The sequence below is a fragment of the Phytobacter ursingii genome, from assembly GCF_001022135.1.
Lineage (GTDB): Bacteria > Pseudomonadota > Gammaproteobacteria > Enterobacterales > Enterobacteriaceae > Phytobacter > Phytobacter ursingii.
The window spans coordinates 1,839,575-1,858,312 of the sequence record NZ_CP011602.1 but is presented as its reverse complement, the minus strand read 5'-3'; the positions used below and the strand labels follow the sequence as shown (position 1 = coordinate 1,858,312).

Below are 18,738 nucleotides of genomic sequence, written 5' to 3'. Positions count from 1 at the left end.
ATGACATGACAATGGAAACACAGGACATTCTCAAGCGCTCCGCGACCAATCCCATTACCCCCGCGCCGCGTGCGCGGGATTATAAAGTGGAAGTCGCCAAGCTGATTGATGTCTCCTCCTGCGTGGGCTGTAAAGCCTGCCAGGTGGCCTGTTCTGAGTGGAATGATATCCGCGACGAAGTGGGGCACTGCGTGGGGGTTTACGACAATCCGGCAGATTTGAGTGCCAAATCCTGGACTGTGATGCGCTTTAGCGAAACCGAACAGAACGGCAGGCTGGAGTGGCTGATTCGTAAAGATGGCTGTATGCATTGTGAGGATCCGGGCTGCCTGAAGGCGTGTCCGTCCGCGGGTGCGATCATTCAGTACGCCAACGGGATTGTCGATTTCCAGCAGGAAAACTGTATCGGCTGCGGATACTGCATCGCCGGGTGTCCGTTTAACATCCCGCGCCTCAATAAAGAGGATAACCGGGTCTATAAATGCACCCTGTGTGTGGATCGCGTGAGCGTCGGCCAGGAGCCGGCCTGCGTGAAAACCTGCCCGACCGGTGCCATTCATTTTGGTACCAAAAAAGAAATGCTGGATGTGGCACAGGAGCGCGTCGATAAGCTGAAAGCACGTGGTTATGACCGCGCAGGGATTTACAACCCGCAAGGGGTGGGCGGCACGCATGTGATGTACGTGCTGCACCACAATGATCAGCCGGAGTTGTACCACAATCTGCCGAAGGACCCGGCCATCGATACGTCAATCAGCCTCTGGAAAGGGGCGCTGAAGCCGCTTGCAGCCGCTGGTTTTATCGCCTCGTTTGCCGGGCTGATTTACCACTACATCGGCATTGGGCCAAACAAAGAAGTGGATGACGATAAGGAGGAACACCATGAGTGATTCGAAAATGATCGTGCGCACTAAGTTTATCGACCGCGCCTGTCACTGGACGATGGTGATTTTCTTTTTCCTGGTGTCGCTGTCGGGGATTTCTTTCTTTTTCCCGACGCTGCAATGGCTGACGGAGACCTTCGGTACGCCGCAGATGGGGCGCATTCTGCATCCGTTCTTTGGCGTGGCGGTCTTTCTGATCCTGATGGTGATGTTTGTGCGCTTTGTGCATCACAACATTCCGGACAGGCAGGATATTCCCTGGCTAAAAGGGATTGTGGAAGTACTGAAAGGCAACGAGCACAAGGTGGCGAAGGTCGGTAAATATAACGCCGGGCAAAAGATGATGTTCTGGACCATCATGAGTATGATTTTTGTCTTGCTCATATCCGGTATCATTATCTGGCGCCCCTGGTTTGCTCAGTATTTCCCGATACAGGTGATCCGCTACAGCCTGCTGATTCACGCAACCTCTGCGATTATCCTTCTCCATGCCATCCTGATTCATATGTATATGGCGTTCTGGGTGAAAGGCTCGATTAAGGGGATGATCGAAGGGAAGGTGAGCCGCCGCTGGGCACGCAAACATCATCCGCGCTGGTACCGTGAAGTCGAAAGACAGGAAGCCAAAGAAGAGAGCATGCACGGGCTGAGGTAGCGTTCAGTTCTTATGCAGACGGTAGTTGCCCGCTTACCCGGCCTGGCGTGTTTACAGGCGTCAGGCTGGGTAAGGTGGTGGTAGAGAGAGTTACGTATTCGTCACTAACGCATCAATAGCTCCAATGACCCGTGATCGTGCACTGCTCAGATTACATACGAAACATCATCAATCCCCCCGCACAAAAAACAATACTGAACCCCCTGGTAATTCCCTTTCTGCGAGAACAATTCCAGAAAAAAAGAAACACATGTAATAAAGGCAACCGCATCGGCAGTGATAACCGATGCAGCAAAACAATTATTCAGAACGGTTCGGGAATAATACGAAACGGATAATGGGTGGGTTTAACTTTACCTATTTTTCGTTTCGGGAACTCCACAGGATCGTCCGGAATATCCTCGTAAGGGATCTGCGTTAACAGGTGGGTAATGATATTTAGCCGTACGCGTTTTTTGTCCTCGGAGCGGGCGACAAACCAGGGCGCCCATGAGGTGTCGGAGGCTTCGAACATTGCGTCTCGCGCAACGGTGTAATCATCCCAGCGGTCGAAGGATTTGATATCCATGGGAGACAGCTTCCAGGTCTTGCGGCCATCGTTTACGCGGTCGCGCAGGCGGCGTTCTTGCTCTTGCGGCGTCACTTCAAGCCAGTATTTCAATAAGATAATGCCGGACTCTACCATGGCGCGTTCCATCATCGGGACGCTTTCCAGAAATTTGTCCACTTGTTCCATTGTGCAAAAACCCATCACCCGCTCAACCCCGGCGCGGTTGTACCAGCTACGGTCAAAGATAACAATTTCGCCAGCGGCGGGCAGGTGTGGAAGGTAGCGCTGCAGGTAAAGCTGGCTTTTTTCGCGCTCGGTTGGGGCAGGCAGGGCGACAACGCGGAAGATGCGCGGACTGACGCGTTCGGTAATCGCTTTGATGGTGCCGCCTTTACCCGCGCCATCACGGCCCTCAAAGACGATGCAGACTTTGAGCCCTTTGCTGACGACCCAGCGCTGAAGTTTCACCAGTTCAACGTGAAGGCGCCGTAACTCTTTTTCATATTCCTTGTTTTTAAGCGGCGCCGCAGGAGGTGCATCAGCGATGGTGCTGGTATTTTTCTTTTTTCCCATGACTCTCTTCCTCTTTCAAATAAATAACGGGACGCTTAAGAAGTGTAATGTTGGCTACAGGCATGCGCGAAAAATACTCGTGTCATTGTATTTCAGGGACTTCCGATATAGCGCCTCAGGTGCGAAAACATTCACAGCCTGAACTGAATGTATGGATGAATATGCCAGCGAGAGAGTTTGAGCTGGTTCACACTTAACGAATGGTCGATAATGCTTGTTGCATTCTATTAACATGTGGTTGTGGTATGAAAAAGACGATTTTTTCGTTAGCGCTGGGCACGTTTGGCCTCGGCATGGCGGAATTTGGCATCATGGGTGTGCTGACCGAACTGGCGAAGGATGTGGGGATCTCCATTCCGTCGGCAGGCAATATGATCTCCTTTTATGCTTTCGGCGTGGTGATCGGCGCGCCGATTATTGCCGTCTTCTCCAGCCGTTTTTCTTTAAAAACAATCCTGTTGTTCCTGGTCGCCATGTGCGCAGTGGGAAATACGATTTTTACCTTTTCATCGTCATATACCATGCTCGCGATCGGCAGGCTGGTGTCGGGATTCCCTCACGGCGCGTTCTTCGGCGTCGGGGCGATTATTTTGTCTAAAATCGCGCCACCGGGAAGAGTGACGCTGGCCGTCGCGGGTATGGTCGCCGGGATGACGGTAGCGAATCTTGCGGGCGTACCGCTGGGAACCTGGCTTGGTCATGCCTTTAGCTGGCGCTACACCTTTATGCTGATTGCGCTGTTTAATTTATTGGTACTCGTTTCTATTCTGCTCTGGGTACCTCAACTCTTTGATAAAGCTGAGACCCGCTTCACCGAGCAATTTCGCTTTCTGAAAAAGCCGGAGCCATGGTTTATCTTTGCCGCTACCATGTTTGGCAACGCGGGCGTCTTCGCCTGGTTCAGTTTTGTGAAGCCATTTATGCTGAATGTTTCCGGCTTCTCTGAGATCTTCATGACGATTATCATGATGCTGATGGGGCTGGGAATGGTATTGGGCAATTTGTTGAGCGGCAGATTGTCGGGGCGTTATAGCCCACTGCGTATTGCGGCGACCACGGATCTGGTGATTGTGCTGTCTCTGCTTCTGCTGTTTGCCTTCGGTGAAAACAAAATTGCTTCTTTAACGATGGGCTTTATCTGCTGCGCGGGTCTGTTCGCTCTGGCGGCACCGTTGCAAATACTGCTATTACAGAATGCCAAAGGCGGTGAGTTGCTGGGCGCGGCGGGAGGGCAGATTGCCTTTAATCTCGGCAGTGCTATCGGGGCTTATTTTGGCGGTCTGATGATTACGCTCGGTCTGAGCTGGGATTACGTTACGCTGCCCGCAGCTGTCCTTTCGTTCTCCGCAATGTCGGCACTGCTGATGTACGGGCACCTGAAGGCGAAGCGGATACGCGCTGACGTTGACGCACTGGCCTGAAAAAAACGCTCCCAATGGAGCGTTTCTCGTAACATCAGCCATTAATTACGGAGCCACGGCGTAATACTTAAGCCAACCAGCATGCCTTCCGGGCTGAGAAAGCGAGTGATGCTCTGCCCCCAGGGCTCAAGACGGTTTTCCACGAGCAGGGCGTAACCTTTGTCGCGCAGGACACGGGTTGCACTGTCGAGATCGGCGACTTCGAACTCAATCCAGCTTTGCGGCGCCGGAATATCAGCAGGCCATACTGCTGTGCCAAAGCAGGACTGTGCCGCCTGGTGTAGCGGCCAGAGCGCAAAATGTTTGACGCCGTCAAGCGCGCCATGTTCGGCTAACAGGTAATCTTCATTGCCCGCCATGGGCTTAATGGGAAGACCTAACGTCTCCTGATAAAGTGCTTTACTGTCGCCCACATTACGTGGGACAGGGCCAAAACCTGCAATAAACAACACATCCAGGCCACGGGTCGAAATATCCATATCTGTTGCACCTCAGTCGGTATGCGAAAAAATCATGACAACGCACGTATAATGGCATGCAAAAAAGCAATCTGCCGTTATGCGGGGACATCTTTAGCACTTACGTTGTTTTTTACAAGAGATAACACATCAGCCGCCACGAGAAAAAACAGGCGCATAAAGCGCCTGTTTTACGTAGGTGTTTTACATCAGTAACCGGTTGATTCTGGCAATCTCCTCTCGCCACTGCGCCTGCAGCAACGGTTTTTGATGCGTGGGTTTGCGCGCCAAATCCTGCTCAAGACGCGTTTCCAGCGCAATCAACTGCTCCAGTAACGCGTCGGTTTCATCGACCCGCACCGTTGATGTCGCTGTTGCCGTCACCGGCGTCTCAGTCATTTGTTGTTCCTGACGCAGACGTTCGTAGACCGCCTCAACGTCGTGCCACTCGCTAAACTGACCCTGTTCAACCAGCCAGAAGCGGTTACAACTGTGACTAATCAGCTCCCGGTCATGGCTGACCAGCAGTACGCCGCCTGAGAACTGTTGCAGCGTCTGCATCAGTGCCTCTTTACCGCTCATATCGAGATGGTTAGTCGGTTCATCAAGCATCAGCAGGTTGTAGCGCGCCAGCGACAGGCCAACAAACAGCAGCCGGGAGCGTTCGCCGCCGCTGAGTGTTGCCACTTTTTGCCCTTGACGAACCCAGGCAAACCCGGCGCTGATTAATGTCATTTTGCGCAGTTCCGCCGACGGTGCGAACGGCTCCAGCGCGTCCAGAAGCGTCGCGTCATCGGGCAATTGCTCCAGCGTCTGGTCATAGTACCCGGCGTGCAGACGTGGATGAACTGCCATCCCTGGCGCGGCGATATCACTGGCCAGTTGGCGCCAGATAAGCCGTAACAGAGAGGACTTCCCGCAACCGTTTTGCCCGATAATGGCAATCCGATCGCCGGTTTTCACCCGCGCCAGCGGCACGGAAAAGAGCGGTGGCAAACCCGGCGCGGCGCTGACAGGGAGATTTTCCATCGCCAGCAAACGGTTGGCAATCAGCGGTTCGCCCTGGAGGGTTAAACGCCACAGACTGCCTGCCGTCAGTTGCGTCTGGCTCTCTTTCAGACGTTCTACCTGCTTTTCCATTTGCTTTGCTTTGCGCGACAGATCCTCATTGTCATAGACCCGCCCCCAGGTCGCCAGCCGTTTGGCACTGCTGGTTACCCGGTCTATCTCTTTTTGCTCTGCTTTGTGGCGCAATGCATCGCTGGCATCTCGCTCCTCCAGCGCCTGACGCGCGGCAGAGCAGGGAAGTGCGAAGTAATGCAGCCGATTATCGCGCAGGATCCAGGTGCCATTGGTCACCGCATCCAGCAACGCCCGGTCGTGAGAAACCAGCACAAAGCTGCCAGACCAGCGTTGCAGGAATCGCTCCAGCCAGAGCATGGTCGGCAGATCGAGATGGTTACTGGGCTCATCCAGCAGTAATAAATCAGGATCAGTGATCAACGCCCGGGCCAGTAATAGCCGGGTATGTTGCCCGCCACTGAGGGTTGCCGCAGGTAAGGCTATCTCGTGTTCACTCAGTCCCATCCCGGCTAACAACGCCTCTGCACGCCAGCGTTGAGCGTCACGTTCACCCGGCGCGAGTCGGGCAAGCACCGCGTCAAGCAGGGTGAGATCCAATAGCGTGTCAGGCAGATGTTGCTCAACGCGCGCCATCAGACAGTGATTAGCCACAGAAACGCTGCCCGCAGAGGGCAAAACGGTGCCATCAAGGACTTTCAATAGCGTACTTTTGCCGCAGCCATTGTCGCCAATGAGACCCAGACGGTCGCCTTGTTTCAGGGTAAAGGAGATATCAGAAAATAACGGACAAAATGCCGTTTCAACACGTAATGATTGTGCAGACAGTAATGTGCTCATTGCTTACTCAAGAGTTACAGGCATAGATATGCCTCGTCAAACATCGCTGACGATAACCCGGTAAGCCCGAGGAAGGGGGTTAGTTAGCTTCGCTCAAGCCGAAGTTATCGCAGCACGATACCGATAACGCTTGAGCTGGTGCGATCACCAAAGGCATGTGAAACGAGAAAACGTTCACAGTACGACATAATTATCCTCCTTTTATTTATCCAGTTAATGGGTAGCGGCAGTGTAGCGAGGTTTTACAGAGGATGCCAGTGTCAATACCGGCGAGATTTACACTTTTTTTATGCCCGTTATTTCCCTTTTTACAGGCTCTTTATACTGCTTATTTTATGCTGATTTCATCGCCGCGAGGCCCGAATGAAAGAAACCCATGAACTCACTGATGAATATTACCTCACTGAAAAATATGCGCGCTCTTTTCCCGTTTACGGCATCACCCTCTCCGGTTGTTACCCTCATGGATAGCGCAAAGAAGAGGAGCGAAAGTGAATTTGCGAAAGAGGTTCACCATTATCTGGCGCGTTATCCGGATACCCGCCACGTTGATATTTATCTGACCGATACCCACGGTATATTTCGCGGTAAGCGCATCGCCATCGGCGCATTAGATACGCTGGCACGGGGATGTTATTTCCCGCAGTCGGTGTATACCATGGATAAAAAAGGCAATGTCGTCAGCCGTTGTGAAAATGACAATGCAGACGACGAGCCCGATAATCTCTGTATGCCCGTTCCCGGAACATTGCGTCCCTGCGCTCAGGATCCCCGGCATCATGCACAATTATTACTGACGATGCGTAATCCTGACGGTGACGGTTTTGAGTACGATCCGCGCTATATTCTCGAAAAAGTGCTGGCGAAATTTCATTACCACGGTTTATACCCTGTTATCGCGCCGGAAATTGAATTTTATCTTATCGATCCGCAGCAACAGCATCAGCAAGACGCCGGGTGTTTTCATTTATCGCTGTCGGCCGCAAAGACAGCCTTTGTTGAAGAACTGGAAACCATGGCCGCCGCACAAAACTTGCCGTTGTCCGGCATTGTCTGTGAGGCAGAGCCTGGGCAGTTTGAACTGAATTTGCACCATTCCCGCGATGTGGTGGCCCTGTGCGAAAACGTGCTGGCACTGCGCAAATTAACCGCTGCTGTGGCGGAAAAATTTGGCTTGCAGGCGAATTTCATGGCGAAGCCCTTTTCTGCGCTCGCGGGCAATGGCTTGCATTTTCATATCAGCCTTAACACTATCCATGGCGAAAATATCTTTTCCGCCGATGAAGGTGAATTGAATGAGATGACCCGTCTGTGCCTGGCCGGATTGCTTCGGCTTATGCCTGCGTCGTTAGCCATCATGGCACCGGGAGTCAATGGGTTCAGGCGATTGCGCAAGCGTATTGATACGCCGATATTCAATGCCTGGGGCTTTAACAAACGCTCGGCTGCCTTGCGCATACCCTGTTCAGATAAAGCAAATCGACGTATTGAATACCGCCTGGCTGGCGCCGATGCCAATCCTTATCTGGTCATGGCGACCATACTGACTGGCATGTTGTATGGCCTGGAGCAGGTTAATGACCACGCGTTGCCGGATATACTCGCTACTGCGCCAGCGTTACCGCTTTTTCAACAGGACGCTCTCACTGTCTTTGGCGAATGCGACTACCTCAAAGCGGCGCTGGGTAGCGAATTTTCCCGTTACTGGATCCAAAGCCGATTGATGGAATTAAGCGCTTTCGAAGGTATTGTGACGGCCGAAGAAACGCATTTCCCGTGATGAATCCCCCTGCTGTGGTGAGGATGCCTGACGGGAAAAGACAAAAATAGCGGCGGGCAAGAGAGAAGAAAACCCGGCAACATCGCGCGGCCGGGTTTGCGATTAGATAGAGGTCCGACGATAGTTGCGATACTCCGGCAACCAGAAGTTATCGTCAATCGCCTGCAATAGCGCCTCTTCGGACGTTTTCACGGCAACACCTTGTTGTTGGGCGACTTTTGCCACCGCGAAGGCAATCGCGCGGGAAACGGTATGGATATCTTTCAGCTCCGGTAAGACCAACCCTTCGCCGTTAATCACCAGCGGAGAGTACTTCGCCAGTGTTTCGCTGGCCGACATCAGCATATCGTCAGTAATACGCGATGCGCCGCAAGCAATCACCCCCAGACCAATCCCCGGGAAGATATAGGAGTTATTGCACTGCGCAATGGGCCAGGTTTTCTCATTCCAGGTCACCGGTGTGAATGGACTCCCCGTCGCGACCAGCGCCATACCGTTCGTCCAACTGATAATATCCTGCGGCGTTGCTTCGACGCGTGAGGTTGGGTTTGACAACGGCATGACGATCGGGCGCGGGCAATGCTTGTGCATCTCACGGATGATCTCTTCTGTAAACAGCCCCGGCTGACCAGAAACACCAATCAAAATGTCCGGTTTTACATTCCGCACAACGTCAAGCAGCGACAGTGCCTCGGTCTGGGCGTCCCAGTTCTGCAGATTTTCGCGCTTTTGTACCAGCTTGTTCTGGAACGGCAGCAGGTTCGGCATCTGGTCAGTAAGCAGGCCAAAGCGATCCACCATATAGACTTTCTGACGGGCATCGGCTTCGCTTAACCCTTCACGCTGGGTCTGGGCAATAATTTGCTCGGCAATCCCGCATCCGGCAGAACCCGCGCCGAGGAAGACAATCTTCTGGTTGCTGAGCTGGCTACCCGCCGCGCGGCTGGCGGCGATCAGTGTCCCTACCGTCACGGCGGCGGTTCCCTGAATATCATCATTGAAGCAGCAGATTTCGTCGCGGTAGCGATTAAGCAACGGCATCGCGTTCTTCTGGGCAAAATCTTCGAATTGCAGCAGCACATTCGGCCAGCGATGTTTTACCGCCTGAATAAACTCATCGACAAACGCGGTGTAGTCGTCGCCGGTAATGCGCGGATGGCGCGACCCCATATACAGCGGATCGTTGAGCAACTGCTGATTGTTAGTACCGACATCCAGAACCACCGGCAGGGTGTAGGCCGGACTGATACCACCGCAAGAGGTATAGAGGGAGAGTTTACCGATAGGAATCCCCATCCCGCCGATGCCCTGGTCACCGAGGCCGAGAATACGCTCGCCGTCAGTGACCACAATCACTTTGATGTTATGGTTAGGCACATTTTGCAGTATGTCATCCATACTGCCGCGGTCTTGCCAGGAGATAAACACGCCGCGCGCGCGACGATAGATTTCAGAGAAACGCTCGCACGCCCAGCCCACGGTAGGGGTATAGATGACCGGCATCATCTCATCAAGATGATTTTCGACCAGACGATAAAAGAGGGTTTCGTTGGTATCCTGGATATTACGCAGGTAAATATGCTTGTCGATATCCGTCTTAAAGCCCTGGTACTGTAACCAGGCGCGTTCAGCCTGTTCTTCAATGGTTTCCACCACGGCTGGCAACAGCCCCAACAGGTTGAAGTGACTTCTCTCTTCTACGCTAAATGCGCTGCCTTTATTGAGTAAGGGAAACTCAAGTAATACAGGCCCGGCATAAGGAATATACAGCGAACGGTTTTTATTATGCTTCGTATGCATTTTACAACTCCTAAGTCGACGATTCCGGCGCGAATGCCTGCTCGCGGCGGGTACAGCGGCGCGCGTCAGTATAAAGCATAGATATGGTAAATACTTCTTGTTCGCGTGATTTGGAGGATGAATTTTACGAAGCACAATGCCACCCCGGACGGGGCGGCATGAAAGGGGATACGTACGTTATTCTTCGCGACGATGACGACCAGAACGGTGCGTCACGGTAACTTCATGGTCGTCCTTATTCACCACTTTCCTGATATTAGAGACTTTGTAATCCAGCCCCATAATATGACGTGCCTGACGGTTCGATTTCATGCTTACTCCTTAATCCAGTTGATGTTTCAAGGACAAGCCCGGCGCATTGACCGGGCGAAATATAACCTGATCCGCTGCGACTAAACTGTAGTCGCAAAAGTGATGGTCTGCTAATCCGCCCCGAAGTGCAATGACCGATGTCCGCTTTAGGAACAGTCCGGCTGCGGTTAATGGGCGGCAAAAAGCCAACTCAGGTCGCCACCCAAACGGGTGCTGTGCAGCGGACGCAGTGCGGCAAGCCGCTGAGTTAACTGTGCATCGCAGGTTTGCAGCGCACACCAACCCTCAAGCCAGGCAAGGCTGGAGGCCTGGCGGGTAAAAGCGACGTACTGAGGAATACCGGTTTGGCGGGTGAACACATCCGGATTGTCAAACCCGGACAGAATGCGCGTGGCAAGGCGCTGTAAAGCCTTATCATTTTCCGCCGTCACCTCAACACCATTGCTGCGGGCGAAAAGGGCAATCATAACCAGCGGCTGAATGGCATAGTTGTGATATGAAAAGGCGCGCTGCCTGCGGCGAAGCTCATTAGGTAAAAACCCCGCGCTATCCACCTGGTTCGCGGCGGTGCGGTACATCGCCAGCGACTGGTCAAAGAGATCGCGTCGGTCGGTAACAACGGCTGTCGCCATAATCGCCCAGGCCGCCCAGTAGCTGTGGTTGTTAACGCGTTTCAGCGGCAGGTCGCGCCAGTCTGCCACCGTCAAATCCGCGAGATGACTGAGCCAGAGCTCAACGGCGGCTGCTTTTTCCTGCTGCCCCGCTAACGGATGCGCAGGGGAGAATTTCAATTGCAGCCAGGATGATGAAAGCGTCGCCAGCGCCCACTTTCGCATCGATTTCCCGGTGTGATTTTTAGCAACAGAGGTTAATGCGCCGGCTCGGGCCCATGAATCCAGACCATTGACCACGCACTGCGCTCGCGCCGGGTTGCCATCATGGGCGAATCCTGTCACAACCTGACTGACCACTTTTTCAAGTTCAGTGATCGCCTTTGTTTGTTCATGGAACGCCCGATCGGCTTGCGGATTCAGCGTGGCGCGAGCGCTGTCCGAACCTTCATATTTACTGGTGAAATCGAGTGCGCCGGTAAAGGGGGGCGGAAAAGCCGGGCAGGTAAAGCGGGAGGTGTTCAGGTGTTGCGGCGTTTGCTGATAACCTGCCGGAGGTTGCAGACTTGCCCCGGCAGATGCCGCCGTTACGGCGGCAATAATCAAACACATTCTTCTGACCAAAGCGAGCATCGGTAACCCTGCGCGTCAGCATAGTGGGACACTGACTATAGCATGGGTCATAAAGAATTAGCCTTCGCTACCGCCGAACACATGTACTGCGCGGTGCAGTCGCGCTGCACGTTCAGAGAGGTTTTCTGCCGCACTGGTCACGTTTTCCACCATGCTGGTGTTGTTATGCGTCATCACGCCAACGCGGGAAACGGATTCATTGATTAGTTCCAGTGCCTGTGTCTGTTCATGCGTTGCCGTGCCAATCTCTTTGATCATCGTCGACATAGTAATGACGTTATCGATCATCGCCGTCAGGTGCGTTTCAGTGTTTTCCACCATTTCGACGCCATTTTTGACATTCGCCACGTTCTGTTCAATCAGTGCCTGAATCTCACGCGCTGCAGATGCCGAGTGCTGCGCCAGGTTGCGAACTTCCGCCGCAACAACTGCAAAACCACGCCCCGATTCGCCCGCGCGCGCCGCTTCAACCGCAGCATTCAGTGCCAGGATATTGGTCTGGAAGGCGATACTGTCAATCACGCCGATGATATCGACGATTTTGCTATTGTCCTGGGAAACGGCCTGCATCATCGAGATGGTTTTCTTCATGATGTCACCGCTGTTTTTCGCACTGACGCTGGTTTCATCTGCTCGGGTCATCGCCTCGGCGGCCGTTTCAGCGGTCTGCCTTACGGCGCTGGCAATCTCCTCAACCGCAGCGGCGGTTTGATGCAGGTCTGCTGACGTTTCTTCTGTACGTTTCTGCAGGGATTCGCCTTCATCGGTAATGCGCTGGCTGATATCACGGATGCCGTTGATTTGCGCGGAAACGTCGCCTACCAGCGAATTAAGATTAAGGCCTGACTGATTTACCAGACGCATCAGTAAACCAATTTCATCCACACGATTAAAATGGCGGTAATCGGCTTTTCGCCCGGAGACCACTTTTTGCATCTGGCTGAGGATAGCTTTCAATGGACGACAAATTTGCGCCTGTAAATATAGAGACAGCAGGGCCAGGATCCCCATTGTCGCACCGACTTTTTCTACCAGATTAAAAGGGGCAAATTGCATCGCCACTAATAATGCGGCGGTGATAAAAAGCCCAAAGTTAGTCCGGCGCGTGACGCTCATGCGCTGGAAAATGGATAAAAAAGAGAGCAGGCCACGGCGGACCACCAGACCTTTATAAAAACGATGACCGCCTAATTTATTATCATTGACTAACTGGTAAAGTTTTTCGCTGGCGTTAATTTCCTCACGTTGCGGAATATTACGCACTGAAATATAACCGGTTAGTTGCCCCTGCTGATAAACAGGCGTGACATTAGCCCGCACCCAATAATGGTCACCATTCTGGCGGCGGTTTTTCACCATGCCGGTCCAGCTGTCGCCTTGCTGAATGGTATACCACAGATCGCCAAACGCGGCGGGCGGCATATCCGGGTGTCGAATAAGGTTGTGAGGTTCACCGACAAGCTGGTCTTCAGTGAATCCGCTGGCGTCTATAAATGCTGTGTTTGCATAAGTTATATGGCTATGTGTATTCGTCGTCGAAAGCAGTGTCGTGCCTTCGTTAAGCAAATACTCTCTCTGTGTAACAGGAGTGTTACGCTTCATAAATAACCCCACAATAAACTGCCTACAATAAACAGGATTTTTTCTGCCGATGATGGTGTTTTTTTTATTAACCCGACAGAGGATTTTTTTGTTATTACCAGTGCATTTTCCACGAACTGCTATACAACTGAAAGTAGCTACGTTAAATATTTTTTTAGCCAGACTTACGGTGATTTATTTAAATATTGTTATGATTTTGCAAAAGAAAAAAGGCAGATAGTTTTCAGTCAGGAGGAAAAGATAGACTTAATGCAAATTAAAGGCGGGAAATACAAGAAAGTACGCAAAATAACCGATGAAAAATAGAAACATTAACATAGCAAACTAATATATTCGCAAAATTGTAATGATTTTGTCATTATCAGATCGAAATCTTCTGGTTGATATAGGGTACATAATAAAGCGTAGCTAAAATTCGACGAGTGAGTGGTTAAAATGTTTATCTGCGGGGAAGTCAACCTCTTCTGGCGGCAGGGCTAGTCCGCGATAACAGGCAGAGAACATGCTTTAATCAGTGAACGGAATTTGAGCTTACTTGTTACACTATTACCATTGCGTCTATTCCTGCAGCGTTTGTATGGATATTTTTTGAGGGAAGTACTCAGTGTTAGCGACTTTGATCTATCGTAGCCGGCTCAATCATGCATTGGATCCCTCGCAACTGGCAGGGCTAGTAAAGCAGGCAAGCTTACGGAATACGGCGTTACAGGTCACCGGTGTGTTGTTGTTTGATGGCAGACAGTTTTTGCAGGTGCTGGAAGGCCCGATCTCCGCGGTTAATGCCGTTTTTGAACGTATCAACAGAGACGTTCGCCATGCGAATATCGTGGAATTGATGCGTGATTTTGCGCCGCATCGCCGCTTCCTTGACCAGGGGTTAGTATTGTTTGATCTGAGAAACACCAGACCGAGCGCAGTACTCCGTAGGGTCATAAAATTTGGCAGGTTAAAATACCATCTTGCCTGTAATGATCGCGTGTATAAATTTATCCGTAACTTTGTCTCGTCGCCGTTACCGTCAAAACAGGTTTTAAATCTCCCGGCAGACCGCTGGCAGCTAAATACTAAACTTCCGCCGTTTGATATGGCTAACATTCCCGTTTTACAAAACCAGCCTTGTCAGTTTGCTTTTCAACCTATTGTTGATCCCGCGCGGGGGAATATATCCTCACTTGAGGCGTTAATCCGTGGGCCCGACGGTGGCAGCCCGCAGGATTATTTTTCAACGATTCCTGAACATAAATTGCATGAGGCAGACCTGGCATCAAAAGGCTGGGCGCTGGCAATGGCTCGGCGTCTGGGGATAGGGAATCACAAGGTGGCCATTAATTTGCTGCCGATGTCACTGGTCAAGATCCCCGGCGCAGTCAATATTTTGCTGGATCATATTAAACGCAATCAACTTGATCCAGAGCAGGTCATTGTGGAGGTGACCGAGGATGAGGTGATTTCCAGGTATGACGAATTTACGTCTGCGATTCGTCAGTTACGTGCTGCGGGAATTGGTCTGGCGATCGACGATTTTGGTTCCGGATTTGCCGGTTTGTCATTACTTGCCAAGTTTCAGCCGGACAAACTGAAGATCGACCGGAGTATCGTCACCGATATCCATATGCACGGGCCGAAGCAGGCTATCGTCAAAGCTATTATCGATTGCTGTGCTGAGATGCAAATTACCGTCGTGGCGGAAGGCGTCGAAAAAGTAGAAGAGTGGAGCTGGCTTGATGCTGCCGGGATTGAGCGATTCCAGGGCTTCCTTTTTGCACGCCCGATACTCAACGGTGTTTCGTCGATTAACTGGCCGCAGCGCATAAAGCGTTAACACGGCGTTGGCACAATAAGAGGGAGAATGGGGTAATATCATTCTCCCTTTTATATCACCCGTTTCTTCTTTACGGCTGAATAGCGGACACAAGGTGTCGCAGGATATATCCTTTGAATGACGTGATATAATCGATTTAATTTCAATCAATGAACCCCCTTTATTCGCTGGGAATAGCGCCAGTCATCGCAGTTCATCCTTCCCGGAACATTATCTTGCTTATAAAGCATCTTATTTTCATGCTTAACTTAAAGGACGGGATGCGAAGCAAGAGGAAAAAATGAAAATCAATAAACATATATCAGGCGCGCTGGCGCTGAATTCCTCCCTTGGACGCAGCATCACTTTTTTCATGACCGCACTGTTACTGGCGGGCGTGGCCGCCAGCACCTGGACACTCACCCGCTCATGGGACCGTGCCGTCGAGGATATGGAACGTAATGCCATCAACCTGTCCGTTTCCCAGGCGCGTCAGGCGGAAGATACCTTTCTACAGGCCGAACTGGCACTGCGCGATATACGCCGTACCATACCGTCAGATAATATCTCAACATTGAATGCCAGCCGCTTCGATGTGCTATTAGCCGACCTGAAAGACCGCCTGCCGCAACTGCACGGACTGTTCATCTATGATGCGCAGGGAAACATGAAAGCCACGGCATTGGGCAGATTCCCACCGATCAGTAATAGCAGCGATCGCGACTATTTTATCTATCACCAGCGTAACGGGCACAGCAATATTCATATCGGGCGGGTGATTACCAGCCGTTCAACAGGGGATCTGGTGATCCCCGTCTCAATGCGCCTTAGCGATTCGGCGGGAGGCTTTGCCGGGGTAGTGCTCGCGACTATTCGGGTAGATTACTTCCGTCACTTCTACAGCTATTTCGAACTGGAAAACCGGGATCTGCTGGCTTTATTAATTACTGACGGTACGGCGTTGTATGTACGTCCATTCCCGGATGATGTCATTAACCGCAATCTGTCGGCGAGCCCGCTGTTTACCCGTGAACTGGCGAGAAAAGATCGCGGTAATGCCACCTGGATTTCGGCGCTCGATCACGTCGAGCGTATCTTTGGATTTGCACGGGTTGAACGCTATCCACTGGTCGTGGCCGCCGGTTATGACAAACCGGCACTCTGGTCACGCTGGTTAAAAGACAGTCTGCCGGATTTGGTGCTTAACGCCATGTTGCTGCTGGGCACGTTGCTGATGGGAACTATCGTTTTTCGCCAGGTGCGGATGAACGTGCGTAATCAGACCGAACTGGCGGAACTGCGTGATGAGTTGACCAGTATCAACCATACTTTGCAATTGATGGCGCTGGCAGACGGGTTAACCGGGCTTGCCAATCGCCGTCAGTTCGATCTGTTTTTGAACCAAAGCCTGAAAGCCTCTTCGCTGAGTAAAAAGCCCCTTTCGCTGGTGATGCTCGATATCGATTTCTTTAAGCGTTATAACGACTTCTACGGCCATGTGGCAGGCGACAACTGTCTGCGCACGGTTGGCGAAATCATCCAGAAACTTAAACTGCGCAATGCCGATTTGATCGCCCGTTACGGGGGCGAGGAGTTTGCGATTATTCTGCCGGATACCGGGCCAGAGGCCGCGCTGTTTGTTGCCCGTCAGGCGGTGGCAGCCGTGCGCAACGCAAAAATACCGCATGGAGAATCGGGAGCGACAAACAAAGTCGTGACCCTCAGCGCCGGCTGTTTTTCCCTGATCGGCAGTGGAAGTGAAGATGATGTTATTCGCCTGAAAGAGGGGGCCGATAAGGCATTGTATATGGCAAAAATTCAGGGCAGAGACCGGGCGCTGGCTAACCCGGACTCCCTTTAAACATTACAGGCTGTCCAGCGTCTTAGTAAGATAATGGCGCTGGATGCCTTTTTCGGGAAAATCATTGAGCGTCATCTGCAGCACATAACCCTGCTTTTGGTAAAACGGCAATGCCTGAAAGCTGAACGTATCCACCAGTGATTGCTGACACCCCTGTTTCACCGCTTCTCTCTCTGCCGCCCTGATCAATTCTGTACCCAGTCCGGAACCACGCATGGCTTCGCTAACCCATAAATAACTGATAGACAGCCATTCGCTTTTACGTGTGCCAATCAATCCACCGGTCATTTTGCCGTTTACATCGCGACAAAATACGCCAATAGGCCCCCATTCACGATTCTGGATAAAAGGGCGATTAAATTCCCGTAAACCGTCCAGCAGTTCGTTTTGCTCTTGCTCGGTTACTTCTGTCGTTACGCGTAAAAACATAAGGCATCCTTTTTATGGCGGGTCCGTATTATTGAGCAAACTATTCTCTCAGAAACGGCGGCGCTTAAAAAATCAGTTGTTATACAAAATGCCTTTTGTTGCTGGCTGCGCCTTTCCCGGAATAACCAGTGACCCGCAGCTGTTTGGCTGCGGCTTGCCGGCAAGCACCCCCTGAACAAAGGCGAGCTCATCCGCAAACGCGGTGTTCACAATGCCGTTATGGGTAATGCCCGCGTAGGTTTTCCATTCGAGGGGATTGCCTGCGGCGCATAGCGCGGCCACGGCGGCATACTGGTGATAGGGCGACAGCGTGCGGTCTGCCAGACCGGTCGCCAGAAACAGCGGTGCGGGAAAACGAGCTAATGGCATATCTGTGACAGGTTTCAGCATAGCAGTGATCTGTTCACGCCCCCCTACAAACGCATTGTCAGCATTCAGATGCAGCCTGCGTTGATCATGTCCGAGTTCCGGCATGCAGGAAATCTTAGCCCTCGCCAGCAGCGTTGCACCGTTTGCTGTCACCAGTTTTTCAGACGCAGGTGCATCATCTGCCAGCGAACCACCGATCAGGCGTAGCATCTCCAGCCGTGGCGGTGTGCCATGAATTCGCCCGTCTCCGGCCGCAACGGGACCCTCAGGGAACGTTGCGACCAGACCCGTGGCAATGGTTGCCAGCAGTTTCAGCTCAGGCGCGTAGGAGGGAGCCATGTAGCTCGCCCCCAGCGATGCCCCTGAACCTTGCGACTGCCCGGTTATCACAAGGCGATTGGCGAGCTGTTGCGGGTAGGCCTGCAGCGCCGCGCGGACGCTATCAAGTACAGAGCGCCCCTCGGCCTGCCAAATCAGATAAGGATGCGGCCCCGGCCCGCCAAGTCCCTGATAATCCGTTGCAATAACGGCAAAACCCTGTTGCAACCATTTATTGAGGTAACTCGCGTCGCGCGGTGTGTGGCCCGTCCAGGAGGGGGCGCAGGCGTCAGCAACGCCCAGCGTGCCGTGAGCCCAGGCAATCAGCGGCCAGCCGCCGGGTGGCGGTTTGCCTTGCGGAAAATAGAGCGTCCCGCTTACGGGGACAATACCCGCATTCCAGCGCACATCGCGGGAGGTGTAGAGGATGCGCCGCGATTGCCCCGCCACAATCTCCGGCTGGCGCGTCATTGGCTCTTCACGCAACATTATGCCGGGTTTGTCGGGCAGCGCGGCATCCCAGCGGTAAAAGGGGGATAAAGTCTGATCGCCCACCTCCGGTCCGACCGGTAAAGCGGCAAGGCTCACGCCAGGCAACAGTATGCTAATCGCGAGCGCAAGCGGCGCACGGCATCGGAATAGGGGGTGATATCTCACGTGTTGTTCTCCAGACATGGCATCACAAGGGTGATAAATAATCATGGAACACTATTGCGCCATCATTAACAGTATGCCGTAATCAATGTTTCATCATGCTATAA

General features: G+C 52.4%; 15 protein-coding genes. 6 read left to right on the top strand and 9 right to left on the bottom strand.

The genetic code is table 11. The features are described from left to right. Nucleotides 1–5: 5 nt before the first annotated feature. Nucleotides 6–890, top strand: coding sequence for a formate dehydrogenase subunit beta (gene fdxH / locus AB182_RS12315; RefSeq protein ID WP_047370351.1), 885 nt, complete (start codon nt 6–8; stop codon nt 888–890). Continuing rightward, nucleotides 883–1,539, top strand: a complete 657-nt coding sequence (gene fdnI, locus AB182_RS12310; RefSeq protein ID WP_047370350.1) for a formate dehydrogenase-N subunit gamma — start codon at nt 883–885, stop codon at nt 1,537–1,539. Before fdxH ends, fdnI begins: the two co-directional genes overlap by 8 nt. A 304-nt stretch (nt 1,540–1,843) precedes the next feature. Here fdnI and ppk2 read toward each other — a convergent pair whose 3' ends face one another. Further along, the gene (ppk2, locus tag AB182_RS12305; RefSeq protein ID WP_047370349.1) at nt 1,844–2,662 is read right to left on the bottom strand and encodes a polyphosphate kinase 2; all 819 of its coding nucleotides are present in this window, start codon (nt 2,660–2,662) and stop codon (nt 1,844–1,846) included. A 245-nt stretch (nt 2,663–2,907) separates the two neighbouring features. On the opposite strand from ppk2, the gene araJ reads away from it, so the two are divergent. Continuing rightward, complete coding sequence (gene araJ, locus AB182_RS12300) at nt 2,908–4,083, top strand: MFS transporter AraJ (protein ID WP_047370348.1); 1,176 nt, start codon at nt 2,908–2,910, stop codon at nt 4,081–4,083. Nucleotides 4,084–4,124: 41 nt separating this feature from the next. Here araJ and AB182_RS12295 read toward each other — a convergent pair whose 3' ends face one another. Together AB182_RS12295 and AB182_RS12290 are read right to left on the bottom strand one after the other, a co-directional pair. Then, nucleotides 4,125–4,562 carry a VOC family protein gene (locus AB182_RS12295; RefSeq protein ID WP_047370347.1) on the bottom strand — a complete coding sequence of 146 codons (438 nt, stop codon included), beginning with the start codon at nt 4,560–4,562 and terminating at the stop codon, nt 4,125–4,127. A 183-nt stretch (nt 4,563–4,745) separates the two neighbouring features. Next, entirely contained in the window at nt 4,746–6,461 is a 1,716-nt protein-coding gene (locus tag AB182_RS12290; RefSeq protein ID WP_047370346.1) for an ABC-F family ATP-binding cassette domain-containing protein, read from the bottom strand. A gap of 376 nt (nt 6,462–6,837) precedes the next feature. Between AB182_RS12290 and AB182_RS12285 the strand changes: the two genes are divergently transcribed. After that, complete coding sequence (locus tag AB182_RS12285; protein WP_047370345.1) at nt 6,838–8,241, top strand: glutamine synthetase family protein; 1,404 nt, start codon at nt 6,838–6,840, stop codon at nt 8,239–8,241. Between the two features lie 102 nt (nt 8,242–8,343). On the opposite strand, the gene AB182_RS12280 is transcribed toward AB182_RS12285, so the two are convergent. From AB182_RS12280 to AB182_RS12265, 4 genes are all read right to left on the bottom strand, one after another. Beyond that, nucleotides 8,344–10,041 carry an NAD-dependent malic enzyme gene (locus AB182_RS12280; protein WP_047370344.1) on the bottom strand — a complete coding sequence of 566 codons (1,698 nt, stop codon included), beginning with the start codon at nt 10,039–10,041 and terminating at the stop codon, nt 8,344–8,346. A gap of 177 nt (nt 10,042–10,218) precedes the next feature. Further along, nucleotides 10,219–10,353: a stationary-phase-induced ribosome-associated protein gene (gene sra / locus AB182_RS12275; RefSeq protein ID WP_047370343.1), complete on the bottom strand. Its 135-nt coding sequence runs from the start codon at nt 10,351–10,353 to the stop codon at nt 10,219–10,221. Between the two features lie 167 nt (nt 10,354–10,520). Continuing rightward, entirely contained in the window at nt 10,521–11,576 is a 1,056-nt protein-coding gene (locus AB182_RS12270) for a mannuronate-specific alginate lyase (RefSeq protein WP_120785382.1), read from the bottom strand. 78 nt (nt 11,577–11,654) lie between these two features. Then, entirely contained in the window at nt 11,655–13,199 is a 1,545-nt protein-coding gene (locus AB182_RS12265; protein WP_047370341.1) for a methyl-accepting chemotaxis protein, read from the bottom strand. A 604-nt stretch (nt 13,200–13,803) separates the two neighbouring features. On the opposite strand from AB182_RS12265, the gene AB182_RS12260 reads away from it, so the two are divergent. Next, the gene (locus AB182_RS12260) at nt 13,804–15,021 is read left to right on the top strand and encodes a diguanylate phosphodiesterase (RefSeq protein WP_047370340.1); all 1,218 of its coding nucleotides are present in this window, start codon (nt 13,804–13,806) and stop codon (nt 15,019–15,021) included. A 280-nt stretch (nt 15,022–15,301) separates the two neighbouring features. After that, a complete protein-coding gene (locus AB182_RS12255) occupies nt 15,302–16,861 on the top strand; it encodes a GGDEF domain-containing protein (RefSeq protein WP_047370339.1) in 1,560 nt (519 codons plus the stop codon). Nucleotides 16,862–16,864: 3 nt separating this feature from the next. Here the strand turns inward: AB182_RS12255 and AB182_RS12250 are convergent, their stop codons facing one another. Next, the gene (locus tag AB182_RS12250) at nt 16,865–17,290 is read right to left on the bottom strand and encodes a GNAT family N-acetyltransferase (RefSeq protein WP_047370338.1); all 426 of its coding nucleotides are present in this window, start codon (nt 17,288–17,290) and stop codon (nt 16,865–16,867) included. A gap of 72 nt (nt 17,291–17,362) precedes the next feature. After that, nucleotides 17,363–18,634 carry a lipase family protein gene (locus AB182_RS12245; protein ID WP_052958826.1) on the bottom strand — a complete coding sequence of 424 codons (1,272 nt, stop codon included), beginning with the start codon at nt 18,632–18,634 and terminating at the stop codon, nt 17,363–17,365. Nucleotides 18,635–18,738: the final 104 nt, after the last annotated feature.